15 protein-coding genes and 1 pseudogene are annotated in these 17,346 nt (G+C 62.1%); 10 read left to right on the plus strand and 6 right to left on the minus strand.

The genetic code is table 11. The features are described from left to right. The 4 genes from O7A61_RS05450 to bglA all read left to right on the plus strand — a co-directional run. A partial coding sequence (locus O7A61_RS05450; protein WP_337128886.1) for a glycosyltransferase occupies nucleotides 1-445 on the plus strand: 445 nt, incomplete at its 5' end. 3 nt (nucleotides 446-448) lie between these two features. After that, the gene (locus tag O7A61_RS05455) at nucleotides 449-2,077 is read left to right on the plus strand and encodes an alpha-D-glucose phosphate-specific phosphoglucomutase (RefSeq protein ID WP_337128887.1); all 1,629 of its coding nucleotides are present in this window, start codon (nucleotides 449-451) and stop codon (nucleotides 2,075-2,077) included. A gap of 232 nt (nucleotides 2,078-2,309) precedes the next feature. Next, nucleotides 2,310-4,310, plus strand: coding sequence for a glycogen debranching protein GlgX (gene glgX, locus O7A61_RS05460; RefSeq protein WP_337128888.1), 2,001 nt, complete (start codon nucleotides 2,310-2,312; stop codon nucleotides 4,308-4,310). After that, nucleotides 4,311-5,945 (plus strand): beta-galactosidase BglA, encoded by a 1,635-nt coding sequence (gene bglA / locus O7A61_RS05465; protein ID WP_337128889.1) that lies wholly within the window; start codon nucleotides 4,311-4,313, stop codon nucleotides 5,943-5,945. Between the two features lie 28 nt (nucleotides 5,946-5,973). Here the strand turns inward: bglA and O7A61_RS05470 are convergent, their stop codons facing one another. Both O7A61_RS05470 and O7A61_RS05475 read right to left on the minus strand, forming a co-directional pair. After that, on the minus strand, nucleotides 5,974-7,743 hold the full coding sequence (locus tag O7A61_RS05470) for a hypothetical protein (RefSeq protein WP_337128890.1): 1,770 nt from the start codon (nucleotides 7,741-7,743) through the stop codon (nucleotides 5,974-5,976). Next, complete coding sequence (locus O7A61_RS05475) at nucleotides 7,744-8,190, minus strand: TadE/TadG family type IV pilus assembly protein (RefSeq protein ID WP_337128936.1); 447 nt, start codon at nucleotides 8,188-8,190, stop codon at nucleotides 7,744-7,746. It abuts the gene before it with no gap. A 477-nt stretch (nucleotides 8,191-8,667) separates the two neighbouring features. Between O7A61_RS05475 and O7A61_RS05480 the strand changes: the two are divergent. From O7A61_RS05480 to O7A61_RS05495, 4 genes and pseudogenes are all read left to right on the plus strand, one after another. Then, a pseudogene (locus O7A61_RS05480) lies at nucleotides 8,668-9,813 on the plus strand (peptide ABC transporter substrate-binding protein); the annotation flags it as partial. 416 nt (nucleotides 9,814-10,229) lie between these two features. Further along, nucleotides 10,230-11,153 carry an ABC transporter permease subunit gene (locus O7A61_RS05485; protein ID WP_140508021.1) on the plus strand — a complete coding sequence of 308 codons (924 nt, stop codon included), beginning with the start codon at nucleotides 10,230-10,232 and terminating at the stop codon, nucleotides 11,151-11,153. Further along, complete coding sequence (locus O7A61_RS05490; RefSeq protein WP_337128892.1) at nucleotides 11,146-12,267, plus strand: ABC transporter permease; 1,122 nt, start codon at nucleotides 11,146-11,148, stop codon at nucleotides 12,265-12,267. The genes O7A61_RS05485 and O7A61_RS05490 overlap by 8 nt, the downstream gene beginning before the upstream one ends. Nucleotides 12,268-12,284: 17 nt before the next feature. Further along, complete coding sequence (locus O7A61_RS05495; protein WP_027144001.1) at nucleotides 12,285-13,904, plus strand: ABC transporter ATP-binding protein; 1,620 nt, start codon at nucleotides 12,285-12,287, stop codon at nucleotides 13,902-13,904. 28 nt (nucleotides 13,905-13,932) lie between these two features. Here O7A61_RS05495 and O7A61_RS05500 read toward each other — a convergent pair whose 3' ends face one another. The 3 genes from O7A61_RS05500 to O7A61_RS05510 form a co-directional block, all read right to left on the minus strand. Continuing rightward, complete coding sequence (locus tag O7A61_RS05500) at nucleotides 13,933-14,277, minus strand: hypothetical protein (protein WP_337128893.1); 345 nt, start codon at nucleotides 14,275-14,277, stop codon at nucleotides 13,933-13,935. 151 nt (nucleotides 14,278-14,428) lie between these two features. Further along, nucleotides 14,429-14,872, minus strand: a complete 444-nt coding sequence (locus O7A61_RS05505) for a hypothetical protein (protein WP_337128894.1) — start codon at nucleotides 14,870-14,872, stop codon at nucleotides 14,429-14,431. Next, the gene (locus O7A61_RS05510) at nucleotides 14,869-15,021 is read right to left on the minus strand and encodes a hypothetical protein (RefSeq protein WP_442921048.1); all 153 of its coding nucleotides are present in this window, start codon (nucleotides 15,019-15,021) and stop codon (nucleotides 14,869-14,871) included. Before O7A61_RS05510 ends, O7A61_RS05505 begins: the two co-directional genes overlap by 4 nt. A gap of 532 nt (nucleotides 15,022-15,553) precedes the next feature. Here O7A61_RS05510 and O7A61_RS05515 point away from each other — a divergent pair. After that, nucleotides 15,554-16,039, plus strand: coding sequence for a hypothetical protein (locus O7A61_RS05515; protein WP_337128895.1), 486 nt, complete (start codon nucleotides 15,554-15,556; stop codon nucleotides 16,037-16,039). Between the two features lie 408 nt (nucleotides 16,040-16,447). Here the strand turns inward: O7A61_RS05515 and O7A61_RS05520 are convergent, their stop codons facing one another. Continuing rightward, nucleotides 16,448-16,846 (minus strand): helix-turn-helix domain-containing protein, encoded by a 399-nt coding sequence (locus O7A61_RS05520; protein WP_337128896.1) that lies wholly within the window; start codon nucleotides 16,844-16,846, stop codon nucleotides 16,448-16,450. A 100-nt stretch (nucleotides 16,847-16,946) separates the two neighbouring features. Here O7A61_RS05520 and O7A61_RS05525 point away from each other — a divergent pair, with 100 nt between their 5' ends. Continuing rightward, nucleotides 16,947-17,222: a hypothetical protein gene (locus tag O7A61_RS05525; protein WP_027143995.1), complete on the plus strand. Its 276-nt coding sequence runs from the start codon at nucleotides 16,947-16,949 to the stop codon at nucleotides 17,220-17,222. Nucleotides 17,223-17,346 lie beyond the last annotated feature (124 nt).

The raw sequence follows: 17,346 nt of genomic DNA on the forward strand, positions 1-17,346 counted from the left end.
AGGCGCGCTGCTGGCCGCGGCCGCACGCCACCGCGGCCGCATCGGCGTCGTCGTCGGCTATGATGAGCAGCTGTCGCATATCATGCAGGGCGGCTGCGACGCCATTGTTATTCCTTCGCGCTTCGAGCCTTGCGGGCTGACGCAGCTTTATGGCCTGCGCTATGGCTGCGTGCCGGTCGTCGCGCGCACTGGCGGCCTTGCCGACACCATCATCGATGCCAATGAAGCAGCAATGGCCGCGGGCGTGGCGACCGGGTTCCAGTTTGCTCCCAACAATGGCGGCGCGCTGCTGCACGCCATCCGCCGCCTGGTCGATGCCCATGCCAGTCCCGCAAGCTTCGAAACCATCCAGCGCCAAGGCATGAAGACCGATCTGTCGTGGGACCGAAGCGCCGAAAAATACGTCGAACTTTATCGCCTGCTGCTTTCGAAAAGGGTTGTCTGAAGCATGATACGCACCGTCCCCACCAAGCCCTATTCCGACCAGAAGCCCGGTACGTCGGGACTGCGCAAGAAGGTACCAGTGTTCCAGCAGGAGCACTATGCCGAGAACTTCATCCAGTCGATCTTCGACGCGCTCGACGGATTTGCCGGCAAGACCCTGGTGATCGGCGGCGACGGCCGCTACTACAACCGCGAGGTCATCCAGAAGGCCATTGCCATGGCCGCCGCCAACGGTTTCGGCAAGGTGATGGTCGGGCAGGGCGGCATATTGTCGACGCCGGCGGCCTCGCATGTCATCCGAAAATACAAGACCTTCGGCGGCATCATTCTGTCGGCCAGCCACAATCCTGGCGGCCCGCACGAGGATTTCGGCATCAAGTACAATGCGGGCAATGGCGGCCCGGCGCCGGAAAAGCTGACCGACGCCATCTTTGCCAAGACCAAGGCGATTTCGAGCTTCAAGACCGCCGACATCGATCCGATCGACATCGATACGGTCGGGACCGTCAAGGCTGGCGGCATGACCATCGAGATCATCGATCCGGTCACCGACTATGCCGAGCTGATGGAGAGCCTGTTCGATTTCGATGCGCTGCGCAAACTGTTCAAGTCGGGCTTTCGCATGCGCTTCGACGCCATGCATGCGGTGACCGGACCCTACGCCAAGGAAATCCTCGAACACCGCCTCGGCGCACCGAACGGCACCTGCCGCAATTTCAAGCCGCTGCCGGATTTCGGCGGCCATCACCCCGATCCCAACCTTGTTCATGCCAAGCACCTCTATGACGAGATGATGGGACCGGACGCGCCGGATTTCGGCGCCGCCTCCGATGGTGACGGCGACCGCAATCTGATCATCGGCAAGGGCATTTTCGTCACCCCGTCGGATTCGGTCGCCATGCTCGCCGCCAATGCCCGCCTGGCGCCGGGCTACAAGGAAGGTCTGAAGGGCATTGCCCGCTCGATGCCGACCAGCGGTGCGGCCGACCGCGTCGCCCACAAGCTCGGTATCGGCATCTACGAGACGCCTACTGGCTGGAAGTTCTTCGGCAATCTGCTCGACGCCGGCATGGCGACCATCTGCGGCGAGGAAAGTGCCGGCACCGGCTCCAACCATGTCCGCGAAAAGGACGGTCTGTGGGCCGTGCTGCTGTGGCTCAACATCCTGGCCGCGCGCGGCGAAAGCTGCAAACAGATCGTCACCGAACATTGGGCGACCTATGGGCGCAATTACTATTCGCGGCACGACTATGAGGAGGTCGAGACCGACCGCGCCAATGCGCTTGTCGACGAACTCAGGGCCAAGCTAGGCTCGCTGCCGGGCACCAGCGTGCGTGGCCTGAAGATCGCCAAGGCCGACGATTTTGCCTATCACGACCCGGTCGACGGCTCGACCAGCGAGCACCAGGGTATAAGGGTGCTGTTCGAAGGCGGCTCGCGCGTCGTCTTCCGGCTTTCGGGCACCGGCACTTCGGGCGCAACCCTGCGCGTCTATATCGAGCGCTACGAGCCGGACCAGGCGAGGCACGACCTCGACACGCAGGAGGCGCTCGCCGATCTCATCGCCGCCGCCGACGACATTGCCGGGATCAAGAGCCACACCGGCCGCAACAAGCCCAGCGTGATTACTTGAGGGTGGTGGATGAGGCCTTCCCTTCTCCCCTTGTGGGAGAAGGTGGCCGAGCGAAGCTCGGACGGATGAGGGGTGCTCCAGCTTGGCGCAAACCGGCGCCCAGAACACGGGCGCCTCATTCCTTCCAACACCCCTCATCCGGCTCGGCGCTGCGCGCCGAGCCACCCCCGGGGCGAGCCAACGGTTTCGCCCGCCCTTCGGGCCCCACAAGGGGAGAAGGGAAGGCGCGCGCATGACGCCGCTCGGCGCCACCATCACCAGCGAAGGCATCCGCTTCGCCGCATGGTCCTCGTCGGCCCGTCGCCTCTGGGTTTCGATCTTCGACGAGCAGGGAAACCGCGAACTCGATCGGCTGGAGCTGACGCCGGATGGCGACGGCATGCATGCGCTTTTCGTCTCCGGCCTGGCCTTGGGCGCGCGCTATGGCCTGCGAGCCGACGGCGACTATGCACCCGAGCGTGGGCTGTGGTTCGACCCCGACAAGCTGCTGACCGATCCTTACGCCGTCGAGATCGACCGGCCCTACGCCTATCACTGGCGGCTCGCCGCGCGGCGCAATGAGGGCGCCGACACCGCGTCGGTGATGCCCAAGGCCGTGGCCAAGGCCTTGCTCGTGGCCCCACCGATCCTGCCGCCGCTGTTTCGTCCGGGCGGCCTGATCTACGAATTGAATGTCCGCGCCTTCACCAAGCTCCACCCGGATGTGCCCCAAGAACAGCGCGGTACGATCGCCGCACTTGCCCATCCAGCCATCATTGAGCATCTGCAAAGGCTCGGTGTCTCCGCTGTCGAACTGATGCCGGTGACGGCGTCGATCGACGAGCGACATCTGCCGCCGCTGGGCTTAAGCAACGCCTGGGGCTACAATCCCGTGACCTTCATGGCGCTCGACCCACGCCTCGCGCCCGGCGGCCTGACGGAATTGCAGGATACAGTCGCTGCGCTGCGCCGGGCCGGCATCGGCACCATTCTCGACCTCGTCTTCAACCATACCGGCGAAAGCGACAGGCTGGGGCCGACGCTCTCGCTACGCGGCCTCGACAACCAGGCCTACTATCGGCACCGGCCGGATGGCGTGCTGGTCAATGACACAGGCACCGGCAACACGATCGCCTGCGACCATCCGGTGGTGCGGGAAATGGTGCTCGACACACTCCGTCACTTCGTGCGCCAGGCCGGCGTCGACGGCTTCCGTTTCGATCTGGCTCCGGTGCTGGGCCGGATCGATGGTATCTTCGACCCGGAAGCGCCGCTGCTCCGGGCCATCACCCATGATCCGGTGCTTCGCGACCGGGTGCTGATCGCCGAGCCTTGGGATATCGGGGCAAACGGCTATCAACTGGGCAATTTCCGGCCGCCGTTCCTTGAGTGGAACGATCGCTACCGCGACGATGTCAGACGCTTCTGGCGCGGCGATGCCGGCATGGTCGGTGCTCTCGCCACGCGCCTTGCCGGTTCGTCCGACGCGTTCAACGGGGCGGGGGAGCAGGCAAGCCGCAGCGTGAACTTCATCGCCGCCCATGACGGCATGACGCTGGCCGATATCGTCTCCTATGAGCGCAAGCACAACGGGGCCAATGGCGAGCAGAACCGCGACGGCCATAACGAAAACCTGTCCTGGAACAATGGCACCGAAGGCGAGACGGACGACGCGGCGATCACCAAGGCGCGCTTCGACGACCAGTGCGCACTGCTCGCCACGCTGTTCGCCTCGCGCGGCACCATAATGCTGACCGCAGGCGACGAGTTCGGCCGCACCCAGAAGGGCAACAACAACGCCTACGCGCAGGACAACGCCATCACCTGGCTTGACTGGGCAGCCCGCGACCAGGCGCTGGAGCGTTACGCATCCGTGCTCGCGGCACTTCGCCAGGCGGTGCCGGCACTGTCGGATACGCGGTTCCTGACCGGGCAAGCGGTTGACGGTTCCGACATCCCCGATGTCACGTGGCTGACCGAGACGGGCGCTCCGCTCAACGAGAGCGACTGGAACGACTCCAGCCGGCATCGCCTCGTCATGCTGTTGCGCGATGCCGTGGGAGGCCGTCTTGCCGTCATGATCAACGGCGACCGCCGCCAATGCGTCTTCACCTTGCCAGTGCGAGATGGCTTCCATTGGCGCGCGGCAATCAAGACGCAGGCGATCGACCTTCTACGCCCGCTGCCGGGTCGCGGCGTCAACTTCATGATCGAGGGCCGGACCGGAAACGGTGGCGCCGGGAAGGGTTCGTAAATGTCCGACGACAATGCCATGCAGAGGCCCGAATGGTGGCGAGGCTGCGTCATCTATCAGGTCTATCCGCGCTCTTTCCAGGACACCACCGGCGACGGCAGCGGCGATCTCAAGGGCATCACGTCACGGCTCGCTCATATCGCCTCGCTCGGCGTCGACGCTGTCTGGCTGTCGCCCTTCTTCAAGTCGCCGATGGCCGACATGGGCTATGATGTATCCGACTATCGCGACGTCGACCCGATGTTCGGCACGTTGGCGGATTTCGATGCACTGGTTGCCGAAGCGCACAGGCTCGGCCTGAAAGTCGTTATCGATCAGGTGCTGTCGCATTCATCCGACAAGCACGAATGGTTCATCGAAAGCCGCGCCAGCCGCGACAACGCCAAGGCCGACTGGTACGTCTGGGCCGACGCCAGGCCGGACGGCGGCGCGCCCAACAATTGGCTGTCGGTCTTCGGGGGACCATCCTGGGAGTGGGACGCGACCCGCCGCCAATATTACATGCACAATTTCCTCGCCTCGCAGCCGGATCTCAATTTCCACAATCCGGAGGTCCAGGACGCGTTGCTGGACACGGTGCGGTTCTGGCTCGAGCGCGGTGTCGACGGCTTCCGGCTCGACACGGTCAATTACTATGTCCACGACCGCTGGCTGCGCAGCAATCCGCCCTTGGCTTCGAGTGTTGCCGGCACCAATACGGAGACCAGCACCTACCTCTATCAGGAGCATCTGTTCGACAAGACGCAGCCGGAAAACCTCGATTTCCTCAGGCGCTTTCGGGCATTGCTGGACGAGTATGAGGGCCGCGCCGCCGTCGGCGAGATCGGCGATGAAGGCCGCTCCTTGCAGACGCTCGCCGCCTACACCTCCGGCGGCGACAAGCTTCAGATGAGCTACACTTTCGACCTGCTCGGCTCGCAATTCTCCGCAGCGCATGTGCGTGGCTGCGTCGAGGCCTTCGAAAATGCGGTTGCCGATGGCTGGGTCTGCTGGGCGTTTTCCAACCATGACGTGGTGCGCCATGTCAGCCGCTGGACGCGGCCGGGTGGCGATCCCGACCGGGTGGCCAAATTCTCGATCACGCTGTTGAGCAGCTTGCGCGGCTCGATCTGCCTCTATCAGGGCGAGGAGCTCGGCCTTGAGGAGGCGGAGCTTGCCTATGAGGATCTGCGCGACCCAGTCGGCATCCGCTTCTGGCCCGGCGTGAAGGGCAGGGACGGCTGCCGCACGCCGATGGTCTGGGAGACGGGCGCCGACAATGCGGGCTTTTCCACCGCGAAACCCTGGCTGCCTGTGCCGGTAGGCCATCGCGCCCGCGCGGTCGATGTGCAGAACGGCGAGGAGCAATCGGTGCTGTCGGCCTACCGCTCGGCGCTCGTCTTGCGCAAACAGCATCCTGCACTGGTCGGCGGCTCGATCCGCCTTCTCGATACCGAGGGCGACGTGCTCGCCTTCATCCGCGAGGGTGGTGGGGAGAGGCTGCTCTGTGTCTTCAATTTCGCCGGAGAGCCGGCGACTTGGCCGTTGCCTGAGGATATCGGAACTGTCGCGGCTGTCCTGGGCGGCACTGCTTCAGTCGAGGAAAACGCGCTCTCGCTGCCGGCTCTCGGTTGCTTCCTCGGTCGGCTCGACTGATTGGCGCTTCGGTTGTGGCCAAGCGGTCCTACTGAACGAGCACTGCCCGTCCGCAGGTCGCGCCGGTGACGCGCACGTCGGCCTGGCCGACACCGACGCCCAGGGCTGACAGCACATTGTAGAGCAAGTCGTCCACGGGCGCCGTTACAGTGTTGAGCAGGGCCACCACTGCTGGTTTGACCGTTCCGAGCAGGGTGGTCACATCGATCCCGAGACCAAGCAGATTGACCGAAAGCGAGAGGCTGTTGACCAGCGACGTGGTGAGCGATTGCGTGATGTTTCGCGTCGAAACGGTCTTCACCGTCTTGCTGGCGATGTCGGTCGCGTTGAAGGTCAGAGTCTGGGGACTGTTGTTGGTGATCGCGGTCGCGGCCGAACCCATTACCTGGATCAACGGGATGTTGATCAGCAGCAGCTTCAGGCTCACATCCGCGATGTCCGCGTCCGTGAAGGTCTGCGGCTGGCTGAAATCGGCGAAGCCGGAAGGATTGTTGCTGTTGGCCAGGTTCAACTGGGCAATACCGGGGTGCGCGGCGATGGAAACGCTGATGCTGGACGGCCCTGTCGGGCAGGTGATGTCGGTCAACTTGGCCTCGGCATAGGCGACTTCCACATTGAGCGGCAGATTGACGGCCAGCAAGCTGATGCCGCCGGCCAGGCCGGGCGTGCCGATACCGACGGAGGCCGTCAGCTTGATGCGCGTCTGGGCGGTCCGCACGACAGTGCCGATACCATCGACCGCCAGCCAGGGCGAGGATTGCATCGGCTCCCCGATGGCGATGTTGAGCTTGGTGGAAAGCAGCCCCGGTATGGTGGCGCCGAGATCGATCGCGGCCTGGTTGGTGCCGTTTGCAAGTACGGCGGCCGCCGTCAGCATCCCCATGGCGCTGGCGTCCACGCCAAGGCCGGACGGCTGTTGCCCGAGACCCAGGCTGCCGACGGAGCCAAGGTCGACAAGTCCGCTGAGTGGGATCTTGACGGTGCTGGTCGACTTGGAGGCGATGGTCTGCAAGGCGACCTTGGCGGTATTGCCGAGGCCAGGAACATTGGCCATGGCAGTGGCGATCTGGCCGACGGTCGCCTTCGATGCCAGAACGTCGGAATAGGTGCCGGCCGTGATGTTCAGTTGTGTGCCGAGCGCACTGATGAAGGAAAGCACGCTGACATCGGCCGAGATCAGCCCGTTGTAATCCATGACGCTGAGCGAGATGTTGCCGCCGAGAAGTCCGCTCAAAAGTGCGTTGAGGATGCCGCCATTGACGCTAAGCAATCTCGACCCGACCGAGAATGTCGCCTGCGGCGTCATGCTGGCAGTGGCTTGGGTGTCGATGACGGGAGTGGGGATCAGCGAGCTTGCGAAGTAGCGCTGGGGAATTTTCGCCAAAGTCACCCGCGCCGCATTGTAAGGCGTCACGCCCGCCTGGAAGCGCTGGCTGACATTGGCGGTCGACGAGGCATATCGGCCCCGCGTGACCGTCACCACCGTCTTTCCGGCGGCCGCTGGGATGGTCTGGCCCGAAGCTTGAACAACGACACCCGGCATGCCGTTGTCGGTGAGCGTGGTGACGACCGCTGTGTTGACGTTGTTGATGTTCGAGGCGGCGGTGATCGCTGCCAGGTCGACCATCGCCTGGGCTTCCCGGCGCTCGGTATAGATGGAGGCCTCGTCTATCGCCACCGCGGCCAGCGCCAGCGCGACCGGCGCGCTCAATGCGGTCATGACGGCGAAGTTCGCCTTCCTGTCTCCCATCATCGACCGTGCAAGCCGGCCGATGCCCTTGCCCGCCCGCTGCAGCATTCAGATACCTCCGACCCTGATCGTTGACTGACGCTTGATGGTCGTCCTTGGCATGGCTATGCCCGGGAACAGATTCCAGATCGGCAGGTTGCGGGCATCATACGAGATGGACACCACGAACTGGCTTCCGTCGGCCACGCTGTCATTGGCCTGGTAGGTCAGCTTGCTGACGTCCACGAAAGGGTAGCCGCCGGCGTTGTTGGTGAGATAGCTGGCCACGAGCGTTTGCCGCTCGGTCTGGTTCACTCCGGCGATAGCCGTCCGGGCGGCGTCGGCCGCGATTTGCTGGATCGAGTTGGCGGCGCCAAAATAGATGCCGTAGGCAACCATTCCGAGCAAGAGAAGGATGAAAAGCGGCGACAGCAGTGCGAACTCGACCGCTGAAGTTCCCGAATTGTCTGTTCGGAACTGGCGCCTTCGGACCTTGGAAATGAGGTTGTGGACCATGGCACCAGCATGCTCAAGTTCGCATGCAGAAAGCGGAAACTCCGGGTGCAACCAAGGGATGTGCTCGATTGAAAGGTCTTTCTAATTTAGCCGTTTCTTCTGCGATAATGAGGATTGACTTAGGGTCAATCAGTACTCAGTTGAAAAGAGCTTACCTCCTGTCTAGTCTCCTGCCACCAGCCGCCGGAGGGAACCGGCGGCGCGCTCAAAGGAGCCAGACATCGGTTCCGGGGCGTCAACACGCAAAGGCGCGCCGATGGCAGCGCCGACAGGGAGAACTTCATGCTGAAAAACATGCTGAAGGCGACGGTACTCGCCACGACCATGACCTTGGCTGCCGGCACGTTCTTGACGCCAGCCTTTGCCGAGACCGTCTATAACAGGGGCACCGCCGCTGAATCGGAATCGGTCGATCCACACAAGACCTCGACCGTCTATGAAGCCAACGTGCTGCGTGACCTGTTCCAGGGACTGGTCATGCAAGATGAGAAGGCGAACCTCATTCCGGGCGCCGCCGAAAGCTGGACGGTGTCGGATGACGGCACCGTCTACACCTTCAAGCTGCGCAAGGACGGCAAGTGGTCGGATGGCAGCCCGGTGACGGCGGACGACTTCGTCTACGCCTTCCACCGGCTCGAGGATCCGGCGACCGGCGCGGAATACGCCTCGATGCTCTATCCGGTGAAGGGTGCGGAGGACGTCAACACCAAGAAGGGCAAGCCGGAGGACATGGGCGTCAAGGCGATCGACGCCAACACCCTGGAAGTGACTCTGAAGGCACCGACGCCGTACTTCCTGGAGATGCTGACCCATCAGGCGACTTATCCGGTCAGCAAGGCCTCGATTGAAAAGCTCGGCGCCGACTGGATCAAGCCCGGCAATCTGGTTTCGAACGGCGCCTATACGCTGGCCGAATGGGTTCCCAACGACCACATGAAACTGGTCAAGAATCCGAAATTCTGGGACGCCGCGACCGTCAAGTTCGACATCGTCAACTACATTCCGACCGAGGATCGTTCATCGGCTATGAAGCGCTTCGAGGCCGGCGAACTCGATAGCTATGACGATCTGCCGACCGAACAGCTCGCCGACCTCAAGACCAAGTTCGGCGACCAGATCCATGTCGGGCCGTATCTCGGCACCTACTATTATGCGATCAAGACCGACAAGGCGCCGTGGAACAACCCCGAGCTGCGCAACGCCATCTCGATGGCGATCGACCGTGACTTCATCGCTGAAAAGGTCTGGCAGAACTCTATGCTGCCCGGCTATTCAATGGTGCCTCCCGGCATCGAGGGCTACACGCCCGCAATGGCCAAATACGCCGACATGCCGCAGATCGACCGCGAGGACGCGGCCAAGAAAATCCTTGAGAAGCTTGGCTACACGCCCGAGCATCCGCTCAAGATGGAGATCCGCTACAACACCTCGGAAAACCACAAGAACACCGCTGTGGCGATCCAGGAACAGTTGAAGCCGCTTGGCGTCGACGTCACGCTGCTCAACACCGACACCAAGACCCACTACTCCTTCCTCGAGCAGAAGGGCGACTATGACGTGGCGCGTGCCGCCTGGATTGCCGACTACAAGGATCCGGAAACCTTCCTCGGCATCACGCGCAAGGCCAGCGGCAACAACTATTCGAACTACAACAGTCCGCAATACGAAGCGGCAATGGACAAGGCCGCGGCCGCCGGCGGCAAGCCTGAAGAGCGCATGAAGGACCTCTCCGCCGCCGAGCGCATCCTGATCGACGATGTCGGCCAGATCCCGCTCCTCTACTACAGCTACCACGACATCGTTTCCTCGAAGCTGCATGGCTTCGTCGACAATGTGATGGACGTGCATCCGTCACGCTTCGTCAGCAAGGACTGATCCCTGGCCAAGCCGCCGCGCAACTGAATGCGCGGCGGCGCTGGTTTGCCATCGCATCGGCCCGGGAAGCGGAATCGATTTTCGGAAAGTTCGGTGCGAAGATTTGAAGGCTGGAGCGCAATCGTCCGGGTGGACGGGCGTGCTCCAGATCAAGCGGGGCACCGATGCTGCGATACGTATTCCGGCGGCTTTTGACCGCCATCCCGACGCTGTTCGTCATCGTGACGATGGCGTTCTTCCTGATGCGCGTCGCGCCGGGCGGTCCATTCAACCAGGAGCGGGGACTTAGCCCCGAGATCAAGGCCAATCTTGAAGCCCAGTTCGGTCTCAACGATCCGCTCTGGCTGCAATATGTCCACTATCTCGGCAATCTGCTGCGCGGCAATTTCGGCCCGAGCTACAACATGCCGGATTTCACCGTCACCGAACTGTTTGCCAAGGGCCTGCCCATTTCCGTCCAACTCGGTGCCTCGGCGCTGATCCTGGCGCTGCTGCTCGGCAGCGTGCTCGGCACCATTGCCGCGCTCAACCAGAACAAGCTTGGCGACTATACGGTGATTGCGCTGGCGACCGCCGGCAGCACCATCCCCACCTTCGTCATCGCGCCGGTGATCCAGCTCCTGTTCGGGCTGACCTGGAGGCTGTTGCCGATCGGGGGATGGGGCGATGGCGCTTTCATCAACAAGGTAGGTCCGGTGCTGACGCTCGCCTTGCCGCAGATCGCCATCGTCGCCCGCCTGATGCGCGGCTCGATGATCGAGTCGCTGCGATCCCATCATATCCGAACGGCGCGAGCGCTCGGCCTCTCCGACTGGTCGGTGGTGGTCAAGCACGCCTTGCGCGGCGCCATCCTGCCTATCGTCTCCTTCACCGGCCCGGCGGCGGCGGCACTGCTGACCGGCTCGGTCATCGTCGAGACGATCTTCTCCATTCCGGGCGTTGGCCGCTATTTCGTCGATGCCGCGCTCAATCGCGATTACACTTTGGTGATGGGAACGGTGGTGGTGATCGCCATTTTCACCATCGTCTTCAACCTGATCGTCGATGTCATGTACGCGATCGTCGACCCGAGGGTGCGCTATGACTGACATCGCAGCCACCGCTCCCGCCATCGTCGGTCGCTCGCTTTGGGGTGATGCCTGGGCGCGCCTCAAGGCCAACCGCGCCGCCATGTTCAGCCTCTACTACCTCGTTCTGATCGGGGTCGTCAGCGTCTTTGGCCCGTGGTTCGTGCCGCATCAATACACGACCATCTACGCCGACTACGTGCGCATGCCGCCAAGCCTGTCGGCCTACCCGAAACCCGATATGATCGAGACGGCGCTCACCGAAGCGATCAAACGCATGCGCGTCGACATCAAGGAGTGGCACCAGGAGGGCAATAAGGTCTTCGTCACGGTCAAGTCGGCCAAGCCGATCGACGACCGCAACATCCGCTACCTCGACCGTTCCGATGCCTTCGACGACACCAAGATCGAGAGCAAGTCGACCGAAGGCCTCGAAGTGACGATGAGCGCATCGGTCAAGCAGCAGTATTTCCTGTTCGGAACCGACAACACTGGCCGCGATCTCTTGTCGCGCACGCTGATGGCCGGGCGCATCTCGCTTGCCATCGGCCTGCTCGCGGGCATCGTGGCGGTGGTGATTGGTGTGATTTATGGTGCCGCCGCCGGCTTTTCCGGCGGCAAGGTCGACGAGGTGATGATGCGCATCGTCGACGTGCTCTATTCCTTGCCGTTCATCTTCTTCGTCATCATGCTGGTGGTGTTCTTCGGCCGCAACTTCGTGCTGATGTTCCTGGCGGTCGGTGCCGTGCTGTGGCTCGACATGGCGCGCATTGTACGGGGCCAGGCGCTGTCGATCCGCCGGCAGGAATATGTCCAGGCGGCGGAAGCCATGGGCATCGGCCAGCGCGGCATCCTGCTGCGCCATGTCATCCCCAACCTGCTTGGCCCCGTGGTGATCTACATGACGCTGCTGGTGCCGCAGGTCATCATCCTGGAGAGCTTCCTGTCGTTCCTCGGCCTTGGCATCCAGGAGCCGATGACCAGCTGGGGCGTGTTGATCTCGGTTGGCGCCAAGAACATCGGCACCGCCAACTGGCTGCTCCTGTTTCCCGCCTTCTTCCTCGTCTCCACGCTGTTCGCCCTGAACTTCGTCGGCGATGGCCTGCGCGACGCGCTCGACCCAAGGGATCGATAAAGATGGGGAACGCTGACATGGCCACGCCCGAAACGATCCTCAGCGTCAAGGACCTCCGCGTCCGCTTTCGCACGCTCGACGGTGCGGTCGAAGCGGTCAAGGGTATCAACATCCACGTGAATGCGGGCGAAACCGTCGCAGTCGTCGGCGAGTCCGGCTCCGGCAAGAGCCAGACGATGATGGCGGCGATGAGCCTGCTGGCCTCCAATGGCGAGGCGTCGGGCAGTGTCGACTATCGCGGCCGCAACCTTTTGACGCTGAGCAAATCCGAGCTGAACAAGGTCCGCGGCCGCAAGATCAGCATGATCTTCCAGGAGCCGATGACCTCGCTCGATCCGCTCTATTCGATCGGCAACCAGCTGATCGAGCCGATCCGCCGGCATCGGGGCCTGAGCGCCACGGAGGCGCATGATGAGGCGCTCAAGCTGCTGCGGCTCGTCCATATTCCCGATCCGGAACGGCGGATGAAATCTTATCCGCACGAAATGTCCGGCGGCCAGCGCCAGCGCGTGATGATCGCCATGGCGCTCGCCAACGACCCCGACATCCTGATCGCCGACGAGCCGACGACGGCGCTCGACGTGACCATCCAGGCGCAGATCCTGATGCTGCTGGCCGAGTTGCAGCGCAAGCTTGGCATGGCGATCGTCTTCATCACCCACGACCTCGGCATCGTCCGCCGCTTCGCCGACCGGGTCTATGTCATGCGCCAGGGGGAGGTCGTCGAGGAAGGGGAGGCGGAAGCGATCTTCGCCAACCCGCAGCATGCCTACACCAAGATGCTGCTGGCGGCCGAGCCGACGGGAACCAAGGCACCTCCGCCCGCCAATGCGCCCGTGGTGCTCGAGGGCAGGAATGTCGAAGTCACATTCAGGATCGGTGGCGGGTTTTTCGCCGGCGAACCGCTGATGCTGCGGGCTGTCGATCACATCTCGATCCGGTTGCAACGCAACCAGACCATCGGCATCGTCGGCGAATCCGGCTCGGGCAAATCGACGCTCGGCCGCGCCTTGCTGCGGCTTTTGCCGAGCGATGGGCTCATTCGGTTCGGCGATCGCGACATTTCCACTGCCAACCGGCAGCAGATGCGACCGCTGCGGCGCCAGATGCAGCTCGTCTTCCAGGATCCCTTCGGCTCGCTGTCGCCGCGCATGACCGTCGGCCAGGTCATCACCGAAGGGCTGCTGGTGCATGAGCCGAACCTTTCGGGAAAGCAGCGCGACCAGCGCGCGGTCGAGGCCCTGCGCGAAGTCGGTCTCGACCCCAACGCCCGCAACCGCTACCCGCACGAATTTTCCGGCGGACAACGGCAACGCATCGCCATTGCCCGCGCTATGATCCTGAAGCCGAAGATGGTCGTGCTGGACGAGCCCACCTCGGCGCTCGATCGCTCGGTGCAGAAACAGATCGTGGAACTGCTGCGCAAGCTCCAGGCCGACCACGAACTGTCTTACCTGTTCATCAGCCACGATCTCGCGGTGGTGCGCGCCATGGCCGACTACATCATCGTCATGAAGCAGGGCAAGATCGTCGAGGAGGGGCCGACCGAGGCCATCTTCAGCAATCCGCAAGCGCCTTATACACAGACGCTGATGAACGCCGCGATCGACGTCACGCGCTTCCGGTTGAGCGCGTGACAAGTCACTGTAGGTGAGGCCTGTTCGCTCAGCCGGCTGAGCTGGCGCACTTGCGTGCGCGCACGGCGACAACGGCATCCTGCTGTTGCTTCAACCGGTCGATCCTTGCCGTTTCACGGTTGGCGACCGCCATCTTCACGCGCGATCCGCCAGGCAGCCAGCGCGGCACGCTGGTGTTGGCGACCTTGCCGCGGGTGATCGCGGTTTGCGAGATGTCGCTCGCGCTGCTTCCCACGGCGCTGTTGAGCTCGGTGCAGCTCATGCTCTCGTATTTGGCCGGATCGGCCGTCCTGCCGATCGAGGAGCATCCGGCAACAAGAAACGCCGTAGCAAGAAGAACCGGTGCCGATCCTGTCGTTGAGATCAAATTCATGTCCGCGTCCGGTTCGCCGTTTTACCGGCTCCCTCATATTCATCGATCAAACTAGGGGCCGATGCCCATCTCGTCAAAGGTTGAGGGGCCGATACCCAGTGCTCGCGCTCTGCACTGGGTATCGGCCCGTTTATTCAATGTCATCGAAATCTTACGCTGCTTCGGCGTCCAATCCGGTCATGGGGACACAACCACCACCGAGCACCATTTGCGCGACGTCAGTGGCATTCTCATCGACATGGGCCGTCACCAGCACAACTCCTTCGCCGACGCCTCTACGCTCAAACCTTCTGGCGCCCGCGGCCATGGCTCCGAACAACCCGCCGAGGATGCAGCCGCAGCCTATCAGGGCCGTCGCCGACAGGCCGGTCGCAAAAGGATTGATGCCGTGGACAGCAAAAGCGCTCAGGCACGCCAACAGCCCGGCGGTGGCGCCAAGCATGACAGCGGGAGATTTCAGGACACCGATTTCGTCATGGTAGGGCCCGATAATCGCGATCTGTACGCGAGGAACCCCGGCCGCCAAAAGGTTGCCGGCGATCCGGGCTGCTTCGGAATGGGATTCAAAAAGCCTGCTGATTGTTGGCATGGTCATTCAGGGCGCGTCGTGTCCGTCAGCACGTCGGTAACGAAGGATGCGGCGATCAAATCGTCGCCAGCGATCCGGCCTTGACCGTCCTCCATTACGGCCGCGACCTTTTGGAAGGTCTTGATTTCGCCCTCGGTGATCCGCGCGTCGCGCATCCTGCTCCTGAGGTCTGCCACGCGCAGCTGCAAGGCATCGGATCTTGCGTTTTCACGATTCGAGATTGTCGTGGTCATCTACGTCCGCTTCTTTTTTGATGGTCCTCGCGCCCAGCCAACCGAACTCTGGAGGGCGGGCAAACGTTCCAGGGCTGGGCTTCGGTCTGGCGAGGTGCGGGACTTAGGTCTTGCCCCAAGACGTAATGGTCTTGCCGGCCGCGGCGCCCGGAACAGCCGCTGTTTGCCACCGTTTGTCCGCTACGAGATTATGGGAGGAAGCCGATGGAGAAGAGTGTTGGCCAGGCGCGCTGGTTGCTCGCACCGATCTTCGCTGTGGCTATTACCTTCATGGTGGCTGGAGTAGTCCTTAGCTGATTGATCACCAAGTTCCCCTTTGGTGCAGCAACAGGCCCGTCCGGCGTAGGATACGACGAATTGCCTGGGCTCAGGGACCCAAGTTCGCGCAATTTATTTCCGGCGATGACGAGATCTCAGAATTGGCCCGGTTCTCTTTCGCACCTGGTGGCCAGGCTTGATCGAGAGCCGGGCCACCAGTCGGCGATCAGTAGCCGCTGTTTTCCATCACCACCGGGTGATGATGACGGTGATGGGTGGAAACGGAGCCGGTGACAACAACGGTATTCCGATGGTGATGCCGGCGGCCATGGTCGTAGAACGCGATCTGTCCATGGTGACGATGATGAAGGCGCTGGCCCTCCTCATTGATGATCCTGACGTGGCTATGATGTCGATGATGGGTCTCGATGACAACGTCAGTCTGGGCGGCCGATGCCAAAGCTGGGAACCCCAGCGAAAGCGCCAAAGCGCAGATGGCCACTGTTTTCATTGCAATTTCTCCATTGCCTTTGTTAGCCCTTCGTTGGGTACAACTGCTGCTGATCCCTTTGGTTCCGGGCTTCCCGGGACAGCTGGGACGTATGGTAAATCGAAGGGCTGGCTATCGGATCGTGACCAGACCTGGAGAAAAATCGCAATGTTTGGCGACGGACTCTCATGAGTCCTCACCCGGGATGTTCGCGACATCGGCTCTTCTACAATTACGGTTGGTTCTCCCGGGCAGCTACGCTGCCGCATCATCGTCGTCCGCGCGCGCAGGCCAGCGCAACTGCCGCTGTGAGGACCAATCTGTCTCTGTCCCACAAAAGCAGTTTGCTTAGCTATTTCGAGATCCTGTCAGGCTACGGAACATTAGATAAGCCTAATGGTTTTATCTCCACAGCAGGCATCACAGTTTGAGGTCCGCTGAAGATCAGCAGGCAAAGGCTGATCGGCCCGCGTCCTCCGCCAGAGGCGCGGGCTCACCAGGCAACTCACCAGGCAACAGGAGAGAGATCATGAACAATATCATTTGGCTCATCGGAGCGGTGGTCATCGTGATAGCGATATTGAGCTTTTTCGGCCTCCGCTAGGCGGCGTGCACCGTGCCCTTGCGGGTGACGTTGGAGGAGCGAGGCGCATTATTGCCCATGTTCAGCAGCTCGTCCTGCTTTAGAATTTCGATGCCGCGCAAGCCGAGCAGGCGAATGACGCTTTTGTCCTTGAGGCGGGTGAAGATCCGCAACGCAGTTTCGATGGTGAGGCCGAGATAGTCGCCAATATCCAGTCGCGACATCCGCCGCTCAATCTTGCGCAGGCCTCCTGGCGGCCAAGAACCAGGAGGTGTTCTTATGCTCTGGTCAAAGCCTTGAGTGCCAGCGGCAGCAGGCGAGACATATCGGCGGCTGAGGTAATCCGAAAAAGGCGGATACAGTCCGCCGCGCGGCGCCATTCGTTTCAAGGATGTGATTGACTTGTGAAGCGACATCCCAACATTCGCCGTTTTTTAGATGTTGCTTATATAGAGTTAGAAACCGCACCTGATCGCAAACGACGGTCCGGGCACAAAAATAGGGAAGGATAATTTCATGAGCTTCAAAACTGCCTGTTTAGGCGCACTTGCTTTCACGATTGTTGGCGGCGCGGCGCTTGCCGGCGCGCTCGATGAACCCAAGATGATGGCCCCGTTCTTCACAGACGCGAGCATGAAGACGATGAAGCCGGACGCCGATATGAAAAAGGCCTGGGCTGCGATGGCCAAGGCCGATCAGGACAAGATGATGAAGGAATGCAACGACGCGGCGATGAGCAAGCCTCATGCTCAGTTCTGCGAGAAATTGAAGGCACTTGGCGGCTCCAAATAAGCCATCACCTTTGCCAACAACCTTGTGGCGGGTTATGCCCCGCCACCAGGCGCACCGCATCAGGTGAATCCAAAACGGCTTTTTGGACGAAATTGTGCCGCAAAACCCAGCGAGTTTCTGGTTC

The organism is Mesorhizobium sp. Cs1321R2N1 (assembly GCF_037179725.1).
Taxonomy (GTDB): domain Bacteria; phylum Pseudomonadota; class Alphaproteobacteria; order Rhizobiales; family Rhizobiaceae; genus Mesorhizobium; species Mesorhizobium salmacidum.

Coding starts and splice junctions, on each gene's coding strand:
- O7A61_RS05495 (WP_027144001.1), top strand. CDS start 12,285: ATGGCCACGCCCGAAACGATCCTCAGCGTCAAGGACCTCCGCGTCCGC.
- O7A61_RS05490 (WP_337128892.1), top strand. CDS start 11,146: ATGACTGACATCGCAGCCACCGCTCCCGCCATCGTCGGTCGCTCGCTT.
- O7A61_RS05475 (WP_337128936.1), bottom strand. CDS start 8,190: ATGGTCCACAACCTCATTTCCAAGGTCCGAAGGCGCCAGTTCCGAACA.
- O7A61_RS05510 (WP_442921048.1), bottom strand. CDS start 15,021: ATGCGCGACGCGCGGATCACCGAGGGCGAAATCAAGACCTTCCAAAAG.
- O7A61_RS05455 (WP_337128887.1), top strand. CDS start 449: ATGATACGCACCGTCCCCACCAAGCCCTATTCCGACCAGAAGCCCGGT.
- glgX (WP_337128888.1), top strand. CDS start 2,310: ATGACGCCGCTCGGCGCCACCATCACCAGCGAAGGCATCCGCTTCGCC.
- bglA (WP_337128889.1), top strand. CDS start 4,311: ATGTCCGACGACAATGCCATGCAGAGGCCCGAATGGTGGCGAGGCTGC.
- O7A61_RS05525 (WP_027143995.1), top strand. CDS start 16,947: ATGAGCTTCAAAACTGCCTGTTTAGGCGCACTTGCTTTCACGATTGTT.
- O7A61_RS05470 (WP_337128890.1), bottom strand. CDS start 7,743: ATGCTGCAGCGGGCGGGCAAGGGCATCGGCCGGCTTGCACGGTCGATG.
- O7A61_RS05485 (WP_140508021.1), top strand. CDS start 10,230: ATGCTGCGATACGTATTCCGGCGGCTTTTGACCGCCATCCCGACGCTG.
- O7A61_RS05505 (WP_337128894.1), bottom strand. CDS start 14,872: ATGACCATGCCAACAATCAGCAGGCTTTTTGAATCCCATTCCGAAGCA.
- O7A61_RS05500 (WP_337128893.1), bottom strand. CDS start 14,277: ATGAATTTGATCTCAACGACAGGATCGGCACCGGTTCTTCTTGCTACG.
- O7A61_RS05520 (WP_337128896.1), bottom strand. CDS start 16,846: ATGTCGCTTCACAAGTCAATCACATCCTTGAAACGAATGGCGCCGCGC.